The 22398-nt window shown below is 41.2% G+C and carries 18 protein-coding genes; 9 read left to right on the top strand and 9 right to left on the bottom strand.

Annotation, left to right across the window (positions count from 1 at the left end):
- The first annotated feature begins 17 nt into the window (after positions 1-17).
- On the top strand, positions 18-4190 hold the full coding sequence (locus tag BLS32_RS13435; RefSeq protein WP_091396808.1) for an ATP-binding protein: 4173 nt from the start codon (positions 18-20) through the stop codon (positions 4188-4190).
- A gap of 14 nt (positions 4191-4204) precedes the next feature.
- Here BLS32_RS13435 and lpxD read toward each other — a convergent pair whose 3' ends face one another.
- Entirely contained in the window at positions 4205-5200 is a 996-nt protein-coding gene (gene lpxD / locus BLS32_RS13430) for a UDP-3-O-(3-hydroxymyristoyl)glucosamine N-acyltransferase (RefSeq protein WP_091396804.1), read from the bottom strand.
- Positions 5201-5375: 175 nt separating this feature from the next.
- On the opposite strand from lpxD, the gene BLS32_RS13425 reads away from it, so the two are divergent.
- Complete coding sequence (locus BLS32_RS13425; protein WP_091396801.1) at positions 5376-6284, top strand: phospholipase A; 909 nt, start codon at positions 5376-5378, stop codon at positions 6282-6284.
- Here the strand turns inward: BLS32_RS13425 and BLS32_RS13420 are convergent, their stop codons facing one another.
- Positions 6285-6830: a DUF1697 domain-containing protein gene (locus tag BLS32_RS13420; protein ID WP_091396798.1), complete on the bottom strand. Its 546-nt coding sequence runs from the start codon at positions 6828-6830 to the stop codon at positions 6285-6287.
- Positions 6827-7660, bottom strand: a complete 834-nt coding sequence (locus tag BLS32_RS13415) for an endonuclease/exonuclease/phosphatase family protein (RefSeq protein WP_091396965.1) — start codon at positions 7658-7660, stop codon at positions 6827-6829. The genes BLS32_RS13420 and BLS32_RS13415 overlap by 4 nt, the downstream gene beginning before the upstream one ends.
- A gap of 147 nt (positions 7661-7807) precedes the next feature.
- Here BLS32_RS13415 and BLS32_RS13410 point away from each other — a divergent pair, with 147 nt between their 5' ends.
- Positions 7808-8344: a pyridoxamine 5'-phosphate oxidase family protein gene (locus tag BLS32_RS13410; protein WP_091396795.1), complete on the top strand. Its 537-nt coding sequence runs from the start codon at positions 7808-7810 to the stop codon at positions 8342-8344.
- A 124-nt stretch (positions 8345-8468) separates the two neighbouring features.
- Here the strand turns inward: BLS32_RS13410 and prfB are convergent.
- Positions 8469-9570, bottom strand: a protein-coding gene (gene prfB, locus BLS32_RS13405) for a peptide chain release factor 2 (RefSeq protein ID WP_139171777.1) whose coding sequence is annotated in 2 segments (ribosomal slippage) — positions 8469-9506 and positions 9508-9570 — 1101 coding nt in all. Because the reading frame shifts where the segments join, the coding sequence is not laid out codon by codon here.
- A 207-nt stretch (positions 9571-9777) separates the two neighbouring features.
- Here prfB and BLS32_RS13400 point away from each other — a divergent pair.
- Positions 9778-10803, top strand: a complete 1026-nt coding sequence (locus BLS32_RS13400) for a threonine aldolase family protein (RefSeq protein ID WP_091396789.1) — start codon at positions 9778-9780, stop codon at positions 10801-10803.
- A gap of 98 nt (positions 10804-10901) precedes the next feature.
- On the opposite strand, the gene BLS32_RS13395 is transcribed toward BLS32_RS13400, so the two are convergent.
- Positions 10902-11225 carry a YbaB/EbfC family nucleoid-associated protein gene (locus BLS32_RS13395; protein WP_091396787.1) on the bottom strand — a complete coding sequence of 108 codons (324 nt, stop codon included), beginning with the start codon at positions 11223-11225 and terminating at the stop codon, positions 10902-10904.
- Positions 11226-11370: 145 nt separating this feature from the next.
- On the opposite strand from BLS32_RS13395, the gene BLS32_RS13390 reads away from it, so the two are divergent.
- A complete protein-coding gene (locus BLS32_RS13390; RefSeq protein ID WP_091396963.1) occupies positions 11371-13431 on the top strand; it encodes a S9 family peptidase in 2061 nt (686 codons plus the stop codon).
- Positions 13432-13507: 76 nt separating this feature from the next.
- Positions 13508-14548, top strand: a complete 1041-nt coding sequence (locus BLS32_RS13385; protein ID WP_091396784.1) for a cysteate synthase — start codon at positions 13508-13510, stop codon at positions 14546-14548.
- Positions 14549-14690: 142 nt separating this feature from the next.
- Here the strand turns inward: BLS32_RS13385 and BLS32_RS13380 are convergent, their stop codons facing one another.
- From BLS32_RS13380 to gcvT, 3 genes are all read right to left on the bottom strand, one after another.
- Positions 14691-15401 (bottom strand): YebC/PmpR family DNA-binding transcriptional regulator, encoded by a 711-nt coding sequence (locus tag BLS32_RS13380; RefSeq protein ID WP_091396781.1) that lies wholly within the window; start codon positions 15399-15401, stop codon positions 14691-14693.
- An 88-nt stretch (positions 15402-15489) separates the two neighbouring features.
- Entirely contained in the window at positions 15490-17529 is a 2040-nt protein-coding gene (locus BLS32_RS13375) for a S41 family peptidase (protein WP_091396778.1), read from the bottom strand.
- Between the two features lie 118 nt (positions 17530-17647).
- Positions 17648-18730: a glycine cleavage system aminomethyltransferase GcvT gene (gene gcvT, locus BLS32_RS13370; protein ID WP_091396774.1), complete on the bottom strand. Its 1083-nt coding sequence runs from the start codon at positions 18728-18730 to the stop codon at positions 17648-17650.
- Positions 18731-18977: 247 nt separating this feature from the next.
- Here gcvT and BLS32_RS13360 point away from each other — a divergent pair, with 247 nt between their 5' ends.
- The 3 genes from BLS32_RS13360 to BLS32_RS13350 all read left to right on the top strand — a co-directional run bounded on the left by BLS32_RS13360 (position 18978) and on the right by BLS32_RS13350 (position 21107).
- A complete protein-coding gene (locus BLS32_RS13360) occupies positions 18978-19817 on the top strand; it encodes an NAD(P)H-hydrate dehydratase (protein WP_091396768.1) in 840 nt (279 codons plus the stop codon).
- 137 nt (positions 19818-19954) lie between these two features.
- Complete coding sequence (locus BLS32_RS13355) at positions 19955-20746, top strand: HipA family kinase (protein ID WP_091396764.1); 792 nt, start codon at positions 19955-19957, stop codon at positions 20744-20746.
- Positions 20724-21107 (top strand): DUF3037 domain-containing protein, encoded by a 384-nt coding sequence (locus BLS32_RS13350; RefSeq protein ID WP_091396761.1) that lies wholly within the window; start codon positions 20724-20726, stop codon positions 21105-21107. The genes BLS32_RS13355 and BLS32_RS13350 overlap by 23 nt, the downstream gene beginning before the upstream one ends.
- Here BLS32_RS13350 and thrC read toward each other — a convergent pair whose 3' ends face one another.
- Positions 21108-22397 carry a threonine synthase gene (gene thrC, locus BLS32_RS13345; RefSeq protein WP_091396757.1) on the bottom strand — a complete coding sequence of 430 codons (1290 nt, stop codon included), beginning with the start codon at positions 22395-22397 and terminating at the stop codon, positions 21108-21110.
- Position 22398: the final 1 nt, after the last annotated feature.

Raw genomic sequence — 22398 nt, 5'->3', positions numbered from 1 at the left:
TGGCGAAAAAATTATAAATGTCGAAAATACCTTCTGAATCCCAAGAATCGTTTTTACAGGGCGGCGGCATTACCGGTGAATTGATACGGTCTAAAGATTGGTCTCAAACGTCGTTAGGATCTCCGTCAAATTGGCCTGAAAGCCTGAAAATCTGTATTCGCATCATCCTGACTTCAAGACAGCCGATGTTTATTTGGTGGGGAAAGGAACTGATCAATCTTTACAATGACGCTTACATTTCGATTGTTGGCGGAAAGCACCCCGAATCACTTGGAAAACCAGCACATGAAGTCTGGCAGGAAATCTGGGATGAAATTGGCCCGCGAGCAAAAACAGTACTCGAGCAAAATATCGGAACGTATGACGAAGCCTTGCTTTTGCTGATGGAACGCAATGGCTATACCGAAGAAACCTACTACACCTTTTCATATAGCCCGGTTCCAGGATCCGACGGCACGACGCAGGGAATCATCTGTGCCAATACCGAAGATACGCAACGAATCCTTGCCGGGCGGCAACTGCATACGCTTCGCGAATTGTCCAAAAATTTGTTGAAGCTGACCAGCAATACTGAAATTTATGTGCGTTCATTGGAAGCGTTGCGCGAAAACCCCCAAGACTTCCCGTTTGTAGTATTATATGAGGTAAGCGATGACGGAACCGAACTCGAATTGTGTGGCAACATGCCAAACGATTTGTCATCTGAAATGGCATTGCCGAAAATAGACTTAAAAACGCAATCGGCAGCACTCAAAGAATTGGCACTAACGATTGAAACCGGAAATATCACTGAAGTCTCGGGGATTACGGCACGTTTTGGAAGCATACCTACAACAGTTTGGAACCGTTCGCCGGACAAAGCATTGCTGATTCCGATCATGCAAAGCAAACACAAAAAACCATTTGCGGTTTTGTGCGTTGGCGTGAACCCATACCGGCTTTTAGACGACAATTATTCTGCATTTTTTAGCCTTGTGGCCGACCAGATCGCAAATGCGCTGACCAATGCTTATGCGTTTAAACAAGAGCGGAAAAGGGCAGAGTCACTCGCAGAAATCGATAAGGCGAAAACCATTTTTTTTAACAACATCAGCCATGAATTCCGCACACCGCTGACTTTAATGCTTGGGCCGCTTGAGGAAATGCTGAACAACGATTCAAATGATCCTGAAGGCAACCGTGCAAATCTTGAAATCACACATCGGAATGCGATGCGCCTGCTGCGTTTGGTTAATTCATTACTGGATTTTAGCCGGATTGAATCGGGGCGTATCAAAGCGGCTTACCAGCCCGTTTCATTTGGAGGATTTACAGCAGATATTGCCAGTACGTTCCGTTCGCTAATCGAAAAAGCGGGGTTGGAATTTGAAATTCAATCCGATACCAATGCAGAAGTGTATGTGGACAGGGAAATGTGGGAAAAAATTGTTCTCAATCTATTATCAAATGCATTTAAATATACGCTAAACGGAAAAATAACCGTTGCTGTTTCCAGTGATGCATCTGTTGCTACTTTAAAAGTCACCGATACCGGAAGCGGAATCCCAGAAAATGAAATGAAACATCTTTTTGAACGCTTTCACCGCGTGAAAAATGCATCGGGCAGAAGTTATGAAGGAACGGGAATCGGGCTTTCGCTGGTGAAAGAGCTTGTAAAGCTTCATGGTGGAAGTATTGACGCAACAAGTAAATTAGGTGAAGGCGCATCATTTAAGATCCAGATTCCGATAGGAAAAAAGCATTTGCCATTGTCACAGATTCTGGAAAAAAATATCTCAGATGACATTATCAGTTCGAATTATTTTGCTGATGAAGCGGAAAGGTTGATCGTTAAAAAATCAGCAACTGAAACAAATTTTGAGAACGAATCAAAACCGTCCGTTTTAATTGTTGAAGACAATGCCGACATGCAGGAATACATCTCCAAATTGCTCGAAAGCCAATACGAAATTGCGGTTGCCGGAAATGGCCGCGAAGCCGTTGAAATCATAAATAAAAAACTTCCTGATTTGATCATCAGCGACATCATGATGCCAGTAATGGATGGTATTGAATTGCTCAGGTTGCTTAAAAACGATCAGGTTACAAGAAAAATCCCGGTGCTTTTGTTATCTGCAAGAGCAGGCGAAGAAGCGAAAATCGAAGGATATGAATTGGGTGCCGATGATTATCTCGTCAAGCCTTTTTCTGCAAAAGAATTATTGGCTCGCGTGAAATCACAACTCAAACTTACAGATTCCAGGAGTCGAATAGAAAAACAACTCAGCAACTTGTTTTTACAGGCGCCAATAGCCATTTCAATTTTAAAAGGATCAAAATTTGTGGTTGAAATTGCAAATGAAAAAATGTTGTCACTGTGGGGAAAAACGGCAAAGCAAGTATTAAATAAACCTGTTTTTGAAGGCATGCCCGATGCTGGGAAACAAGGTTTTGAAGAATTGCTAAAAGCTGTTTTTACCACAGGAAAAGCCTTTGTAGCTGAAGAGCTTCCGCTCAGATTAATTAGGGATGGCGTTGAAGAAAAAATCTACGTCAAATTTGTTTATGAGGCTTTGTATGACGAAGACGGAACCATTTCCGGGATCATGGTACTTGCCGACGAAATTACCGAAAGGGTAGAGGCGAGGAAGAAAATCGAAAACAGTGAACTGCGCTTTAAATTAGCAATTGATGCTGCCCGTATTGGCAGTTTTGAATGGGATATTGAAGCATCGGAATTTTTGCATTCAGGAAGACTGGCAGAGATTTTCGGATTTGATCCCAAACAAATATTGAAACAATCGGAGTTTAGCAGCCGCATTCACCCAGAAGATGTTTCGATACGCACCGCCGCACATCTGCAAGCAAGAAAAACCGGACTGCTTTTTTATGAAGCGCGTGTTGTTTGGCCAGACAGCAGCATTCATTGGGTAAGGCTCAACGGAAAGATCATTTATGAAAACGAGTCGCCGGTCAAAATGTACGGTACAGTCCTCGATATTACAGAACACAAAGTACAGTCTGCCGAGCTTGAAGAAAAAGTAGCAGAACGCACCCGAAAACTGATCAGGAAAAACGAAGAACTCAAAAAAAGCGAAGAGCGTTACCAGCGCATGACTGAAGAAGTTCAGGATTATGCCATTTTGCTGCTCGATAAGTCCGGAACAATTTTAAACTGGAATCTAGGCGCTGAAAAAATTAAAGGCTATTCTGAAAAGGAAATCATTGGTAAAAACATTGAAATTTTTTACCTGCCTACCGACCAAAAAAACAAACTTCCACAACGCCTTATTAACGAAGCTACTGTGAATGGAAGGGCAGTCCATGAAGGCTACCGCATCAGGAAAGACCGCAGTGTTTTCTGGGGAAGCATTACGCTAACGGCTTTACACGACAAAAAAAATAACATCATAGGGTTTTCAAAAGTAACTCGGGATTTAACCGAGCGTAAAACTGCTGAAGACAAGCTGCACCAATACAATGCAGAATTGCAATTCCAGAATAAGGAACTGGAGCAGTTTGCTTACGTAGCTTCGCACGATCTTCAGGAACCGCTGAGAAAAATCCAGATGTTTTCAGACATGCTCGAGAAAAACCTCGACAATCCCGAGATGGTTTTGCGGTATTTCGGCAAAATCAACACCTCTGCGGCGCGCATGAGCGAATTGATCAAAGCAGTGCTCAATTACAGCAGGCTTTCCAATTCAGACCAGCAGTTTAAACCGGCAAGCATCAATGACTTGATCGCAAATGTATTGGTTGATTTTGAATTGCTGATTGAAGAAAAGCAGGCAGCAATTGTTATTGATTCCATTCCGGTTATTGCCGTTATTCCGTTGCAGATCACACAAATGTTTTCAAACCTGATCGGAAATTCCTTGAAATTTTCTGAAACACATCCGCAAATTAAAATCACTTCACGTGAAATGGATTTTGAGGATATTCTGTTTGAAACCAATTTGCAACCCGAATTAAAATATTTGGAATTGACCGTTAAAGACAACGGAATCGGCTTCGACCAAAAATATGCAGATAAGATTTTTACAATTTTTCAACGCCTGCATGACCGCGTTTCTTATCCTGGAACAGGAATCGGGCTTGCCTTGTGCAAACGAATTGTTGAAAACCACTCCGGATTTATCACTGTTGAAAGCCAGCCGGGAGCGGGCACCACGTTTTTCATCTACCTTCCGATAAACGCAATTTCATAAAAATAAATAAGGAATTATTTTGGCGCCTGAGCCAGTCTTTTTAAGATCGCCCATTGTTTTAATGCATCTCGTGCTTCCACAGCCGGGTAGCCCAACATGGTTTTTCCGGCCGGAATATCAGCCGCAACACCTGAACCTGCACCTACAATAGCGCCGTCGCCAATGGTGACATGGTCTTTGATAGAGGCGCTTCCGCCAATGATCACGCCGTTTCCTAAAGTGACTGAACCGGCAAGCCCACTGTTTCCTGCCATAATGCAGAATTTCCCAAGTTTGCTGTTGTGCCCGATCTGGACAAGGTTGTCGATTTTACAGCCGTCACCAAGCACGGTTGAACTGAATTTTCCACGGTCTACACATGAATTGGCCCCGATTTCAACACCGTTTCCAATGATGACATTTCCGATTTGCGGAATTTTGACCAAACCGCGCTCCGGGCAAGGGCGAAATCCGAAACCGTCAGCGCCAATGGTCGAATTTGGGTGCAGGATGCAATGGCTTCCAATGTGGCAGCGTTCGCGAACGACAGCACCAGACCAGATCGTGGTGTTTTTCCCGATGGTAGATTCGTCTAAAATCGTAACATTTGGATAAATCGTAACATTTTCTTCGAGGACAACATCCGGGCCAATGTAACATCCGGCACCGATACGCACGCCTTTTCCAATTTTTGCTGTTTTATGGACTACTGCCGTTTCATGAATGTCATGATCGAATGCAGGAGCGGCAAGGGCAAAAAGCTCCAGCAGTTGCGACATCGCAAGATCAGCATTTTTAACTTTGATGAAGGCTTTGTTATCGCCTGGCTCAATCGATATATCCTGATTGACTACTGCAGCGCAGGCACTCGAATTTTGCCAGAATTTTTCATATTTTTTATTTCCGATAAATGAAATCTCATTTCCATTCGCCAATTCCAATTGTTCAGGTGCAGTGATGTTCTGGCTCGTATGGCCCACAATAACACCTTGCAAAATGTCATTGATTTGATGGATTGTGAATGATCTCATAGGGATGATTTTGGGGATTCAAATTGTTAATATTTTCCAAATAAAACAAATTAAGGATAAACTTCCTAATTTGTAAAAAATTTGTTGCGGAGTTTTGTAAACATTAAACGCATAAATGTAAATTCAATTGTTTGCAAAACCGTTAATTTTGCGCCAATCCCATATCAATCCGTAAATGAAAAATTTCCCGAAATTTCTATATCTTATTCTTATTCTGCTTTCTTTTCAAACATATGCACAGGTCAATACCTTTTTAACGAACACCACTAAGATGCGCAGCATGACCGAGCGCTGGGAACTCGATACGACTGCCATTCGAGGAACTTTCCTGATCACACCTTATAAACCTATTTACATTCTGCCTTTTAGATATTCCGACCTGCCGAACGAAACACCCTATTCAGGCAATGGCAATCCCGATTATGTTGCGCCTCCGGGGACAAATTTCAACAACATTGAAGCGAAGTTCCAGATCAGTTTTAAAACGAAGATTTTCCAGGGACTTTTCTGGAATCATGTCGATTTGTGGGGTGCTTATACTCAGGTTTCACATTGGCAATTGTATAATAATGAAATGTCGCGTCCGTTTCGGGAAATCAATTATGAGCCTGAAATCATTTTAAATGCACCGCTGAATTTCAAGTTGTTCGGATTTCGCGCCAGAATGGCCGGAGTAACGTTTAACCATCAATCAAATGGAAAAAGCCTGCCGTTTTCGAGAAGCTGGAACCGGATTATTTTTCACGCCGGATTCGACCGCAAAGACTGGAGCGTTTACATTCGCCCTTGGATTCGCCTTAAAGATACCAAAGACGACAATCCCGATATTTCGAAATTCATCGGGCATGGCGATGTCAATGTAATCTATACCAAAAACGGAAGCGTGTATTCATTGATTGCGAGCCACAATTTAGACGTTGGTTCAAAAATCAGAGGCAATTTAACCTTTTCATGGTCCTATCCGATCAAGGGAAATTTAAAAGCCTACCTGCAGGCATCGCATGGTTATGGCGAAACGCTGATCGACTACAATTACCGCCAAACCACTGTGGGCATCGGGATTTCATTGGCCGAATGGCTGTAATTATTTGGCTGTAGCCAATTCATACAACTTCAAGACCGTTTTCCAATTTCGGGCCGTCGACCGCAATTTGAGTTTGCTTTCGATAATGGCATTGCTGAGTTTGCTGTTTCCGGCAAAATTAGAATACCATATATACAGCGTTTTGTCGATGCTGATAAATGCATCACCTTTAAAATCTATAGTTTTTAGAACTTCAAGATAGTCATTTTTTGGAATTTCCGATAGAAAGGAAACATAAGGCTGCGCCGCATCAGAAAGGGTTGCTTTTGCGTATGGATTTTTGTTGATGATGGCAAAAAGTTCGCCAGGCGTAACAACCGTCACCGGAACGACAAAGCCAAAATGTTCCTCGATTTTCGCTGCGATCTGCATTTCAAGCTTTGAAATATCCGATGAATTGCTTTCGAAAATGATGTTTCCGCTTTGGATGTAAGTCCTGATGTTATCTAAATCCAATTCTGATAAAACTTTCCGAAGCAGTTCCATTTTGATGATTTTGTGTCCGCTCACGTTGATGCCGCGCAGCAATGCGATGTGTGTTTTCATGATTTTAGGAATGAGATTTCAGCAAAAACCGGCAAATGGTCTGATGGATATTTGCAGTCCTTGGAATCGCTTAAAACCGCATGTTTATTGACTGTGATGTTGTTTTTTGATGTAAAAATGTAATCTATCAATAGGGTTACAGGTTTTTGGAATTCAAAATTATTAAAGGTTCCCGATGGCCCGAAAGGTTTTGACTGGCTGATGTTTTTGGAGTCGTTCATCGCTTTGGAAATCAGCTTGTAAGAGTCAGAAGTGGTTTCGCTGTTAAAATCCCCGGTAAAAATCACAGGAAGGTTTTTTGTGTTGACGGCTTTCATTTTTTCAAGGATCAGTTTTGCGCCGTTGGTTCTGGCAGTTATGCCAATGTGATCCAGATGCGTATTAAAAACGTAAAATTGCTTTTTTGTCTTAATGTCCTGAAAAAACCCGTAAGTGCAGATGCGCTCGTAAGCCGCGTCCCAGCCTTTCGATTTTTTTTCAGGCGTTTCCGACAGCCAGAAAGTCGACTCCTCAAGCAGTTTGAATTTTTTTTCATTGTAAAAAATCGCGCTGAATTCGCCTTCAGTTTTCGAATTGTCGCGGCTGGTGCCAATGAATTTATAATAGGTCAAAGTACTGTCGATGTATTGCAGCTGATGCACTTTTCCTTCCTGTGTGCCAATGAAATCAGGCTGGTAAAACTGGATTTGCTGTGCGAGGAAATCACGTCGGAATTCCCAGTTATTTGCGCCGTCACCGCCAAAATCCACACGAATATTATAGGTCATAATTTTAAGGTCCTGGCTGTGCATAAGCATCGGAAAAATCAGCAATAAAAAAATTTTTTTCATCGGTTCAGAAATTTGAAATCCAAATGTAACCAAAAGTTTTTTACAGATAATCGACCATCGCGCAATCGTGCAACATTGCAATCCAATCGTATAAAAAAAACGATCTGCTCGTTGATTATCTTTATAGAAAACAAAACAACCACAATTATGGACAGCATCAACAAAAACCAAAAAGAAGATAATTTTGAAAATTTGTTTGGCGACGAAGCCATCGAAAAGATCAGAACATTGGCAGGAAAAGCCGGATCGTGCTTTTTTTGTACGAAGATACAGACCGGAAGAAGTTTTTCTTCACGCCCAATGGCACCCGAAAAAATTGATGACAATGCAAATTTCTGGTTCCTGAGTGCTAATGACAGCCATAAAAACAAAGAACTTGAAGAAGATTCGGCAGTACAATTGCTATTTCAAGGCTCAAGTTACAGCGACTTTTTAAGCGTGTATGGCAAAGCTGAGATTTCGACTGACAAAACCAAAATCGACGAACTTTGGGATCCGATCATGAAAACCTGGTTTACCGAAGGAAAAGACGATCCGAGGATTACCGTCATCAGGATCATCCCAACCGAAGGGTATTACTGGGACACCAAACACAACATTCTCGTTGGTATGGCAAAAAGGGCTTATGGCGCAGTTGTAGGCGAGACTTATGACGATTCTATTGAAGGGAAAATTATTCCGTAAATTTAAAGCTGATTGATAATGTATAATTGATCATGAAAGGAAATGTCAATCGCTAAAAAGGCTTCAAATTATTGAAGCCTTTTTTTATTTCCTTGAATGTAAAAACACTGATTATTGTAAATTTTTAATTATCTTCCTCTTTCTGTCCCATCATCATCAAATACGCCTTCAAAAACTCGTCAATGTCGCCATTCATAACGCCTTCTACGTCGCTGGTTTCGTGGCTTGTCCTGACATCTTTCACGAGTTTGTAAGGATGCATCACATAATTCCTGATCTGCGATCCCCATTCGATTTTCATCTTGCTGGCTTCGATATCGGCACGCTGCGCCATTTGCTTTTTGAGTTCGATTTCGTACAATTGCGATTTTAGCATTTGCATCGCACGCTGTCGGTTGTCCTGTTGCGAACGTGTTTCCGAACACTGCACCTGGATTCCGGTAGGCTTGTGGAAAAGCTGCACTTTTGTTTCGACTTTGTTGACGTTTTGCCCACCTGCGCCACTGGAACGTGACGTAATGATTTCAATGTCGGCGGGATTGATCTCGATTTCAATCGAATCGTCGACAAGCGGATAAATGTAAACCGAGGCGAAAGAAGTGTGGCGTTTTCCGTTAGAATCAAAAGGCGAGATGCGCACCAATCGGTGGACGCCGTTGTCGCCTTTCAAATATCCGAAAGAATAATCACCTTCAAATTCGAGCGTGACGGTTTTGATTCCGGCAACTTCGCCTTCCTGAAAATTGAGTTCCTTGATCTTGTAACCGTTCTTTTCGCCCCACATCATATACATGCGCATGAGCATGGAAGCCCAGTCGCAACTTTCGGTGCCACCAGCTCCGGCAGTAATTTGCAACACCGCACTCAAAGAATCGCCTTCATCGGAAAGCATGTTCTTGAATTCGATGTTTTCGATTAAAGTGTTGGTTTTTTCGTATTGTTCGTCGAGTTCTTCGCCCGAAAGTTCGCCTTCGCGGTAAAATTCATAGGCCAATTGCAATTCATCGGCCATATCGATGGCTTTGTTATAATCTTCGACCCATTTCTTTTTGGTTCTCAGGTTCTTGACAATGATTTCGGCTTCTTTGGCGTTGTTCCAAAAGTCGGGTGCAAAGGTTTTTTCCTCTTCGTTGGTAATTTCTACAAGCTTGGCATCAATGTCAAAGATACCTCCTCAACGCACCAAGGCGCTCTACAATACCTTTTATTTGTTCGGTATTTGTCATAAATAGTGTAATTTTGTCGTTAGTTGTTTTGGTGCAGAATGGCCTAGCCCCGATAGCAGCGGAAATCCTTTTTATTGCCTTGATGCACTTCTTTGAAAGACAGGGCTGAAGCAATGAAAAGATTGCAGCGGATAGCGGGAAACAGCTTCAAAAATAAAAAATTTCTGTCACTTTTGTGGCACAAAAATAAGACATCTGTTTGAGAATATGGAAATAAATTTAGTAAGCGATACTGTGACCAAACCAACGCCGGAAATGTTGCAATACATGTTTCAGGCAAAAGTGGGCGACGATGTTTACAAGCAAGACCCGACAGTCAATGAGTTGGAGGCAAAAGTCGCGAATATTTTTGGGATGGAAAGCGCGTTGTTTTTTCCTTCGGGAACAATGGCAAACCAAACCGCTATTAAGCTTTTAACGCAGCCCGGCGAACAATTGATCGCTGACAAATGGGCACATGTTTACAATTATGAAGGCGGTGGCGTGTCGTTTAACAGCGGGGTTTCGTGTAATTTGCTCGATGGAAACCGTGGCATGATTACGGCTGAACAAGTCGCTTCTGCAATCAATCCGCCCGAATTTTACCACAGTCCGCTGACGAGTTTGGTTTGTGTGGAAAACACGACGAACAAAGGCGGCGGCGCGTGTTATGACATTGAAGAACTGAAGAAAATCAAAGCCGTTTGCGATGCAAATAACCTGAAATTTCATCTGGATGGCGCGCGGATCTGGAATGCTTTGGTTGTAAAACGCGACAATCCGAGGATTTACGGGCAGCTGTTTGATACGATTTCGGTGTGTTTGAGTAAAGGTTTAGGCGCGCCGATCGGTTCGGTTTTGATATCGGATAAGGCGACGATTAATCGTGCTTTTCGCGTTCGGAAGATATTGGGCGGCGGCATGCGACAGGCCGGATATTTGGCTGCAGCCGGAATTTACGCACTCAACAACCACGTTGGAAGACTCGAAGACGACCACCGTCGCGCGAAAGAACTTGGTGCCTTACTGCAAAGATTAAACTGGGTTGATAAAGTCGAACCGATTGAAACGAACATCCTGATTTTTTCCGTTCGCCCAAGACTGGATGAAAACCTCGTCATCGAAAAATTAAAGCAGAAAAACATTGCGATTAGTTCGATGGGACAGGGGAAACTGCGGATTGTAACACATCTTGATTATAAGGAAGTCATGCATTCGTATGTTTTGGAAGCTTTGGGGAAGATGGTTTTTTGAGAAAGTCTGAAGTCGGAAAGTCAAAAAAAAAGACAAATGAAAGTCGAAAGCTTATACGCAAAGTATATTCTTTCGACTTTTGACTTTCAGACTTTTGACTATTTAAACAGATCCATTCCCGGAATGTCCGGCATGCCATCTTGAGCTGCCGCGGCCAATTCGGCTTCATTTATAGCGGTGGCGCGTGCAATCGCTTTGTTCATAACTAGCACCAGATAATCTTCAAGCTGCTCTTTGTCTTCGAGCAATTCGTCTGCAACTGCAACAGATTTTAGGACTCTATTTGCGGTTAAAGTCACCTTTAATAAACCGTCATTGCTCTGTTCATCAATCAGTACCGTGTCGAGGCGCTTTTTTGTTTCTTCTACTTTTTGCTGGGCTTCTTTAAGCTTGCCCATCATTCCCATCAGGTCTCCAAACATGTTTATAAATTTTATAGTTTCTGAGCCGTGAAATTACTAAATTGCAAGTTGAAATACCACAAATATTTAGATGAAAAATACCATCGCCATCAGTAGCCTTTGTGTTATTTTTGCATCATCTTATCCTCAAAACAAAAACATTTCAATGTCAGAAACCGTTAAAGCACCAATTGCCACAATTAAACCCACCATTTTAGAAAAACACGGCGACAAGCGAACTGACAATTATTTTTGGCTCAACCAACGTGAAAACCCCGAAGTGATCGATTACCTGAATAAAGAAAATGATTACTACAATGCCATGACGGCCTCGACCAAGCAATTCCAAAGCGATTTGTTTGAGGAAATGAAAGCCCGCATCAAGGAAGACGATGCTTCTGTTCCTTATTTATACAACGGTTATTTTTACATCACGCGTTTTGAAACCGGAAAAGATTACCCGATTTATTCCCGGAAAAAAGGCAGTTTAGAGGAGAATGAAGAAATTTTATTCGATTGCAACGAACTCGCAAAAGGGCATTCTTATTTCCAGCTTGGCGGAATGAGCATTAGTCCGGACAATAAGTTTGCGACATTTGGAACCGACATTGTTGGAAGACGGATTTTTACGATTCAGGTAAAAAATCTGCAGACTGGTGAAATTTTATCTGATAAGATCGAAAATGTGACCGGAAGCTCGGTTTGGGCGAATGACAATCAGACGATTTTTTATACAAGAAAAGATTTAGTGACGTTGCGTTCGGATAAAGTCTTCAAACATAAAATTGGAGCAGTTGAAAACGATGATGTGTTGGTTTTTCATGAAAAAGACGAAACGTTTGATGTTTCTGTAAGCAAAGAAAAATCGAGAAAATATATTGTGATTTTGTCTTCGAGCACACTAACAACCGAATTTCAGATTCTGCCAGCGGATAAACCAGACGATAAATTTAAAGTGTTCCAGAAAAGGACACGCGGACTCGAATATGGCATTTCGCACTTCGGCGACAGCTTTTATATTGTAACCAATAAAGACAAAGCGGAAAATTTCAAATTGATGAAAACGCCTGAAAATGCGACTTCAAAAGACAATTGGATTGATGTGATTCCGCATCGCACCGATGTTTTACTTGAAGACATTGAAATTTTTAAAGATTATCTCGTTGTGGAAGAACGCTCGAACGGACTGCATAAAATCCGGATCATGCCGTGGAGCGGAAAAGGCGAGTATTATTTGCCTTTCGAAAGCGAAACGTATACTGCTTTTACGACTACAAATGTCGATTTTGATACCGAGATCCTGCGTTACAGCTATCAATCCATGGCAACGCCGTCATCGGTAATCGACTTTAACATGAAGACCAAAACGAAGGAAGTCAAAAAAGAACAGCAGGTTCTTGGAGGCAAATTCGATAAAAATAACTATATTGAGGAGCGAATCTGGGCTACAGCCAATGACGGAACGAAAATACCAATTTCTGTAGTGTATAAAAAAGGCCTTAAAAAAGACGGAAGCAACCCGTTTTTGCTTTACGCTTACGGATCTTATGGCGCTTCGATGGATGCTTATTTTTCATCAGCGCGTTTGTCACTGCTTGATCGCGGATTCGTTTATGCGATTGCGCACATCCGCGGAGGCGAAGAACTCGGCCGCCATTGGTATGAAGACGGAAAGTTGTTAAAAAAGAAAAATACGTTTACAGATTTTATTGATTGCTCAAAATTTGTCATTGCCGAAAAATTTACCTCGCCAGAGCATTTGTACGCCGAAGGCGGTTCTGCAGGAGGTTTGCTTATGGGTGCCATCGTTAATATGGAACCGCAATTGTACCATGGTGTGATTGCTCAGGTGCCTTTTGTAGATGTGATTTCGACAATGCTAGACGACAGCATACCGCTTACAACCGGGGAATATGACGAATGGGGAAATCCAAACGTTAAAAAATATTACGATTACATGAAGTCGTATTCGCCTTATGACAATGTCGTGTCACAGGATTATCCAAATATGTATGTTTCGACAGGCTTGCACGATTCCCAGGTACAGTATTGGGAACCAGCGAAATGGGTGGCAAAACTCAGGGCCCTGAAAACAGATAAAAATATTTTGTTCCTCGATACCAACATGGATGCAGGGCACGGTGGCGCTTCGGGAAGGTTTGAAGCGTTAAAGGAAGTCGCCAAGGAATTCAGTTTTTTATTAGATTTGGAAAAAATAAAAATCTAATTAGAATTTTTTTGTTAAATTTGCAAGGATTTGAGGTCAATGAAAATTGAGATTTACCTTGATTAACTATTTTTTTATGAAAGAAGAAATAAAAGCTTACAATAATGTCCTGGAATTAATTGGGAACACGCCGCTGATTAAGCTTAGCAAAGTGACCGAAAATTTAGAAGGAAATTTCTATGCAAAAGTAGAAGCTTTCAATCCGGGCCATTCTACCAAAGACAGAATTGCACTATATATTATTGAAGAAGCCGAAAAGAGAGGAATTTTAACTCCGGGCGATACGATAATCGAAACGACTTCCGGAAACACAGGCTTTAGCCTTGCCATGGTAAGTATTATTAAAGGCTATAATTGCATTTTGGCAGTAAGCTCAAAATCGTCAAGAGATAAAATTGACATGCTTCGCAGCATGGGCGCAAAAGTTTATGTTTGTCCGGCAAACGTTTCTGCTGACGACGAACGGTCTTATTACAATGTTGCCAAACGTTTGTACGAAGAGACAAAAGGTTCGGTTTATATCAACCAATATTTTAACCAGCTCAATATTGATGCGCACTATAAATCCACAGGCCCGGAAATCTGGGAGCAAACCAATGGAAAAATTACGCATCTTATCGCTTGCAGCGGAACGGGAGGAACGATTTCAGGAGCAGCAAAATTCTTAAAAGAGAAAAACCCTAACATCAGGATTTTAGGAGTTGATGCATTTGGTTCGGTATTGAAAAAATACCACGAAACCAGAGAATTCGACAACAATGAAATCTATCCATATAGAATTGAAGGTCTTGGAAAAAACCTGATTCCATCGGCAACAGATTTCGATCTGATTGACAAATTCATCAAAGTAACCGATGAAGAAAGTGCGCACGCGACCCGTGAAATCGCCAAAAGAGAAGGCTTATTTGTAGGTTATACTTCTGGTGCAGTATTACAGGCAATCAAACAATATGCAGAAGAAGGCGAATTTGATGCAAACAGCAATGTTATCGCCATTTTCCCTGACCACGGTTCAAGGTACATGAGCAAAGTATTCAGCGATGAATGGATGAACGAGCAAGGTTTCTTTGACAGCGTAAACGCTGAAGAAGCGCAAAAGATTGAATTTATAAAATAATTGATAATGGACAATTGATAATTATCAGTTATAAGAATAAAAAAATCCCGAATAGTTTCGGGATTTTTTGTTTTATAATAGCGTCAAATAAAAAACTTCGGATTTCCACCCAGAGTTTCATTATCAATTGTCCATTAATTGACTATTCTTCCATCGTATGATACACGTTCTGCACATCATCATCTTCTTCAATTTTCTCCAATAATTTCTCCACGTCGGCAACTTGCGCTTCAGTCAGTTTTTTAAGCACTTGCGGAATTCTTTCAAATCCCGAAGATAATATTTCAATCTTGCGGTTTTCGAGTTCTTTTTGGATTGCTCCAAAACTTTCAAAAGGCGCATAAATCAGGATTCCGTCTTCATCTGCAAAGATTTCTTCCGCTCCAAAATCAATGAATTCGAGTTCCATTTCTTCGACATCGATGCCTTCTGCAGGAATTCGGAAATTACAAGTGTGATCGAACATAAATTCAACCGAACCTTGCGTTCCCATCGTTCCGTTGCATTTGTTGAAATAACTTCTAATGTTTGCGACAGTCCTGTTGTTGTTGTCGGTCGCCGTTTCGATCAGCAGCGCAATTCCGTGTGGCGCATAGCCTTCAAACAATACCTCCTTATAATTTGCTGTATCTTTATCAGTCGCTTTTTTAATCGCTCTTTCTACGTTTTCTTTCGGCATGTTCGCAGCCTTTGCATTCTGGATGACCGCTCTGAGTCGGGAATTTGCTTCCGGATTTGGACCGCCTTCTTTCACCGCCATGACGATATCCTTACCAATTCTCGTAAATGCTTTGGCCATTGCTGACCACCGTTTCATTTTTCTGCCTTTTCTGAACTCAAACGCTCTTCCCATAATTATAAATTGTTTTTGACCGGATTCTGGCCACAAAAATAAGATTTATACTTGTTTTTCAAATGATTTTTTCAATTTTTCGATACTGCTATTTTGGATGCTTGTACAGGTCATTTAAAATATTGACCGCCTCTACAATATGCAGGTTGCTTTTGATCGCTTTGATCTTTTCACCGTTGCTGTTGCTGAGGTATAAATCGGATTTCTGGTAATTGGAATCAAATGTATTGTTTTCGACATTCATTGGATATTCGGTTTCAGAAACGGCCTGGATTTCCTTCCATAAAGTATTGATGCGGTTGACTTCGCGAAACACATTGTCATATTGCAAAATGATCGGTGGCATCGCAGCATCGTAAGCCGCATCGATCCTGACATTTATTTTTTTGATTTGTGCCAATGGCAAGCTTTCGCTGATCCGCTTTTTGCTGACTTCGATTTCGTGCAATTTAAACTGGCTGTCGAATGCCGGAAACTTCACCGGATTCAAAACCATATCGCTTTTCAATGCAGTTGGATATGTACTTTCGCGCGGCATCTGCTTGTCGAATAAAGCCGGAATTTCAATGTCTGGGGTAATGCCCGAAGTCTGGTTGCTTTTTCCGGTTACGCGGTAAAATTTCTCCAGGGTCAGTTTTAAATATTCGTCATTTCGTTCGCCGAGTGGTAAAATCTGCTGCATTGATGCTTTGCCCTGCGATTGGTTTCCGATGACAATCGCGCGGTTGTAATCCTGGATCGCATTGGTAAAAAATTCGCTTGCCGATGCTGAAAATCCATTAATCATGACAACCATCGGCCCGGAATAAAACTTCTTCCGGCTGTAGTTTTCGATGACTTCGTGCTTTCCTAAGTGGTCGTCCATAATAGCCACCGGCCCGGCACCAAGGAAGAAATCGGTCAGTTTGATCGCTTCTTCCATCGATCCGCCGCCGTTGTTTTCAAGATCGATGATCAATCCGTCGATCTTATCGTTGTTGAGTTTGTTAATTTCCCGTGCAACATCGCGGCTTACCGCAGTTTTCCCGTTCTCAAAAGTATCGTAAAAACTCGGGATTTTAATATAGCCGGTTTTTGTGTTGTCCTGCTGAATGATGTAACTGAACACGTTGTTCTCATAATCTTTCATGACTTTTTTCACGAGCGGGACCGAGTAGATTTCGCCGCTTTTTTTCCGGAAAGTAAATTCAGCTGACAGGTAATCGTTCGAGCTGATAATTTTCTCAATCAAGTCCAAAGCCGAACAATACACATTGAATTCCTGGTTTTGGTATTTGATCTTTTGCAATTCATCGCCCACATCAATCTTCTGCGTAAAATAAGCTGAACTTCCCGGAATCAATCCGTCAACTGCGATCGCATCTTTTTCATTCATCGAAAAATAAATCCCAAAAGTCAGGTTGTCGGCACTGACCATTGACAAAAATGACGATTTATCGCTTTCCGAAAAATATTCGGTATGCGGATCAAAATAGGAGCAGAACACCGAAAAGAATTTGGAATTAAAATCTTTTTCAGAAAAACGATAGCCTGAAGTTTTGCATTGGTAACGGTCAAAAACCTTCAGTCTTGAAGCAAGTCCAATCTGCATGAAATTGGCGCAGACCGAATCTACATTCGTACTCACTTCAGCCATGTCTTTCAAAACGCTGAACAACATGCTTTTTTTGTAAAACGCTTTCAGTTGCGTTTCGTCTTTCAGATAAGGAAAAGCAGTTTTCGAAAATTGAACACTTTCAGTACTTTCAAGCGGAAAGTTTTCTTGCTTGATTTCAGAAATCACTTTACTGTAACGATCGATCGCACGATTGTAAACCGTAAATATTTCGCCAAGAAAAGAACAGTCTTTTGCTAAAATGTAATTGTCGATTTTCAAGCGGTTTTTCGAAAGCGAATCGATTTCCGATTGCAAAAATAAATTGTTGTTTTCGTCGAGCTTGTCAATAAAAGTCTTAAAAACATAAACAGACAAACTGTCATCAACCGGTTTCGGCCGGTAATGCTGTTGCTGAACAATTAAATTAATTCTTGACAAAGTTTCGCACGCATTCGTTTCAGATTGGCTGAAAACCGCAAATGGTGCCAATGCGAAAAGCATAAAAAAATATGTATTGTAGTTGCGAAACATTAGGAATATTTAAGATTGCTCATTTAAAACAGCAATCATTTTTTAATTTTAAACCATCAAGGAATTAAGGCCATTAAGCTAATGACTTAATTTTTCTTAATTCCTTAATGGTTCAAAACTATTTTTTATAAAAAGGCAATTTCACCACTTTAGCCGCCACATCTTTTTTTCGGATCCTGATAAAAATTTCACTATCCACAGCGCTGTTTTCAGTAGTCACATAACCCAAACCGATGCCTTTGTTTAATGAAGGCGCCATCGTTCCCGAAGTCACTCTTCCAATTACATTTCCTGAAGCATCCACAATTTCATAATCATGTCTCGGAACGCCACGTTCAACCAATTCGAAAGCGATTAATTTTTTAGAAACTCCAGCTTCTTTTTGCTTTTTCAGGTTTTCAGAATTCGTAAAATCTTTATTGAATTTCGTAATCCAGCCCAAACCGGCTTCCAAAGGCGAAGTCGTATCGTCAATATCGTTTCCATAAAGGCAAAAACCCATTTCGAGTCGCAACGTATCGCGTGCAGCCAACCCGATCGGTTTAATTCCAAAAGCTGCTCCGGCTTCAAAAACTTTGTTCCAGATCGCTTCTGCCTGGTCGTTTTTACAATAAATCTCAAATCCGCCCGAACCGGTGTAACCCGTTGCAGAAATAATCACATGCTCAAATCCAGCAAAATCGGCCACTTCAAAATGGTAATATTTGATTTCTGATAAATTCACAGATGTCAACGGCTGCATCGCTTCAACGGCTTTCGGGCCTTGGATTGCCAACAAAGAATAATCATCAGAAATGTTTTTCATGTCAACGCCAAGATCATTTTGCGCCGAAATCCAATCCCAGTCCTTTTCAATATTCGAAGCATTTACAACCAATAAATACTGTTCATCTTTCATTTTATAAATGATCAGATCGTCTACAATTCCGCCGTCAAAGTTCGGCAAACAAGAATATTGTGCACGGCCAACAGTCAAAACCGAAGCATCATTCGAAGTCACTTTCTGAATTAAAGCCAGCGCATTCAAGCCGCTCAGTAAAAATTCACCCATGTGCGACACGTCAAAAACGCCCACGCCGTTGCGCACCGTTTCGTGTTCGGCATTCACGCCTTCATACGTTATGGGCATATTGTATCCGGCAAAAGGCAGCATTTTTGCGCCAAGATCTTCATGAATTTGCGTGAGTGCAGTATTTTTCATTATTCGTAGTGATTAATTTTAAAGCCGCTAATTTATTCAAAAATTACCAAATTTAATAGTGATTTTATGCAAATTATATTTGTTTTCAGGAGCCAATTCCTGCTGTCCGCTATATCTTTTACGGCTCCGCTGCGCTACGCCGCAAAAGGATGCCGCTTTCATCAGGGCTAGGGCTTTTGGGAAACGATTAACTTTTTCGTCCCAACAGAAATGAGTAACTTTAAACTTCTTACAAACCAACACTTACATGCAAAAAATAACAAAGCTTTCCATACAAAAAATCCTCAAAAAAACCGATCCGCAAACCCACAAAGGCAAACAAGGCCATGCGCTTTTAATTGGCGGAAGCTACGGTAAAATTGGCTCCATCACTTTATCTTCAAAAGCGGCATTGCATACCGGCTGCGGACTCGTAACAGCTTTCATCCCAGAATGCGGCTACGAAATCGTGCAAACAGCCATTCCCGAGGTCATGGTTTTAACGGATAAAGAGAAAAAAAATTTGTCCGACATTGCATTCGAGATCATTCCGCAAGCCATCGGAATCGGACCAGGAATCGGGCAGGAGCAATCTGTTCAAAATGCACTGCATCATTTCCTGCAAACTGTAAAAACACCTTTGGTCGTCGATGCCGATGCTTTGAATATTTTATCAGAACACAAAGAATGGTTGTCATTACTCCCAAAAAATACGATCTTAACGCCACATCCAAAAGAACTCGAACGCCTCATCGGACATTTCGAAACTCCTGAAGAAACTTTGCAAAAAACGATTGAGTTTTCACTTCAGCATGAAATCATCATCGTTATGAAAGGCGCGCCTACAAAAATCATTGACGGCGAAAATGGCTATCAAAACACAACCGGCAACGCAGCGTTGGCCACAGCCGGAACTGGCGATGTCTTAACGGGAATCATTACCGGATTATTGGCGCAAGCCTACGACCCAATCCAGGCTGCAATTCTAGGTGTTTACCTTCACGGCTTAACTGCAGATATTGCTTTGCCAAAAACCGGAACACATGCGTTTATCGCTTCATATATTATCAAGAATCTCGGAAAAGCTTATTTGTCTTTAGAAAAATAACTTTTGTATGCCACAAATTACACGAATTTTACATGAATCGATTTGTGAAAATTTATGTAAATTGTGTCTAAAAAAATCCCGAAGACAAAACATTCTTATTCGTAAGTTTGTACAGCAGCACTGCAAAATACCATCAAATGGAAAACCTACAACTCAGAACGATAAACGTTACGCGCTACATCGCACCACTTCGCGAAGGCGGATCGCTGCCAGCACTCGCTGAAGCCGATGACGATTTTAAATACGTACTCAAATTTAAAGGCGCCGGACATGGTGTAAAAGCGTTAATTGCCGAATTGATTGGCGGCGAAATTGCTCGTACACTCGGACTTCCGGTTCCCGAACTCGTGTTTGCCAACCTTGATGAAGCTTTCGGCCGCACCGAAGCCGATGAAGAAATTCAGGATTTGTTGAAAGGAAGCCAGGGTTTGAATCTGGCGTTGCATTTTTTATCCGGTGCGATCAATTTTGATCCGGTTGTAACCGATGTCGAAGCCAAACTCGCTTCGCAAATCGTCTGGCTGGATTCTTTTATTACCAATGTCGACCGCACTTTCAAAAACACGAATATGCTGATCTGGCATAAAGAATTGTGGCTCATTGATCATGGTGCCTGTTTGTATTTCCACCATTCTTTTACAAATTGGGAAAGCCATGCGATGAGTCCGTTTGCACTAATCAAAGACCATGTTTTGTTGCCACAAGCCAGTCTAATTGAAGAAGTGAATAGAGAATTCAAAGCAATACTGACAGAAGAAAAATTACGCGCTATTGTCGAATTGATTCCCGATATTTGGCTGCAATGGGAAGAAACCGAACAATCGGCCGAAGAACTGCGCGACATTTATTTAAAATTCCTCAAAACCCGACTCCATAATTCCGAAATTTTTATAAAAGAAGCCCAAAATGCAAGAGCAACATTTATATGAATATGCCGTAATCCGCGTGGTGCCAAGGGTTGACCGCGAGGAATTCCTGAATATCGGCGTGATTCTCTTTTGCAAAAGAGCAAAATTCATCAGGATGCGCTTTACAATTAACGCGGAAAAAATGGCATTGTTCGCTTCTGATCTTGATGTGGATCAATTGCGTTTAAACCTGATCGCTTTTGAAAAAGTCAGTCTTGGACTTAAGGAAGGCGGGCCAATTGCACAGTTTGACGTGCCGGAACGTTTTCGTTGGCTTACGGCAATTCGCAGTTCTGTAATCCAGACGTCAAGACCGCATCCTGGAATGAGTGCTAATATCGACGAGACTTTTGATCGCTTGTTTGCAGATTTGGTGTTGTGATTATGCTTTTAGAAATGCTTTGAGTTCTTCGTAAGTTTTAATTTTAGTGCTGATTTTTTCTTTGCCCAAAACACTTTCTATTTGCTGGGGAATCGGAAGTTTTATGTTTAAAACATTTTCAACAATATCTAAAAACTTGATCGGATGTGCAGTTTCCAAAAAGAATCCAATCGCGTCAGGATGATTTTTCAGCTCTTTCTTCAAGCCTAAATATCCAACAGCGCCGTGCGGTTCCGCGATATAACCGTTTTGATTGTAAATCGTTTTTAAAGCAACTTTTGTTTCTTCGTCATCAAATGAATATGAAGAAAAATCCTTCTCAAATTTTGCCAAATCATTGTTATACATTTCCTGGATCCTGATAAAATTACTTGGATTTCCAACATCCATTGCATTCGAGATCGTTGCTTTTGATGGTTTTGGATCGTATGTTCCAGTTTCAAGGAATTTCGGAACGGTGTCGTTTGCATTGGTAGAAGCGACAAAATGGGCAATCGGCAATCCTAGTTTCTTCGCTAAAATCCCAGCGCAGATGTTTCCGAAATTTCCACTAGGGCAGGAAACCACTAAAGGTTTCTTGTGTTTTTTAAGTGTTTTATATGCAAAGAAAAAGTAAAACATCTGCGGCAGCCAACGTGCAATATTAATTGAATTGGCAGATGTTAAATTTTTGAAATTCAGATTGTTGTCTAAAAAGGCTTTTTTAACCATATCTTGGCAATCGTCAAAAACGCCGTCGACTTCAAGCGCACGAATGTTTTGTCTTAAAGTCGTTAATTGCCGTTCCTGAATGTCGCTGACTTTTCCTGACGGATATAAAATTACGACATCTACACCTTTTACGCCAAGAAAACCACTTGCAACAGCACCGCCCGTATCTCCGGACGTCGCGACCAAAACGGTATTTTTCTGGTCATTGTTTTTGTTGAAATAGGCGAGGCAACGTGACATAAATCTCGCACCTACATCTTTAAACGCCATCGTTGGCCCGTGAAAAAGCTCTAAAGAATAGATGTCTTTTTCTACTTCGACCAATGGAAAATCAAAACTTAAAGTTTCTTTGATAATTTTACGCAATTCAGTTTCCGGAATTTCGTCACCAACAAACTGTTTGATCGCATCGTATGCAATTTCTTCGTTTGAATAACTTTCAATATTTTCGAAAAAAGAAGGTTTTAAGGTACTTATATTCTTCGGAAAATACAAACCTTTATCTGGAGCCAACCCTTGGATAACGGCTTGTTCAAAGTTCACTTCGGGAGCATTATGATTTAAACTGTAATATTTCATT

This window comes from Flavobacterium noncentrifugens, from assembly GCF_900100375.1.
GTDB classification, from domain to species: Bacteria; Bacteroidota; Bacteroidia; order Flavobacteriales; family Flavobacteriaceae; genus Flavobacterium; species Flavobacterium noncentrifugens.
This window is presented reverse-complemented; position numbering and strand designations above follow the sequence as displayed.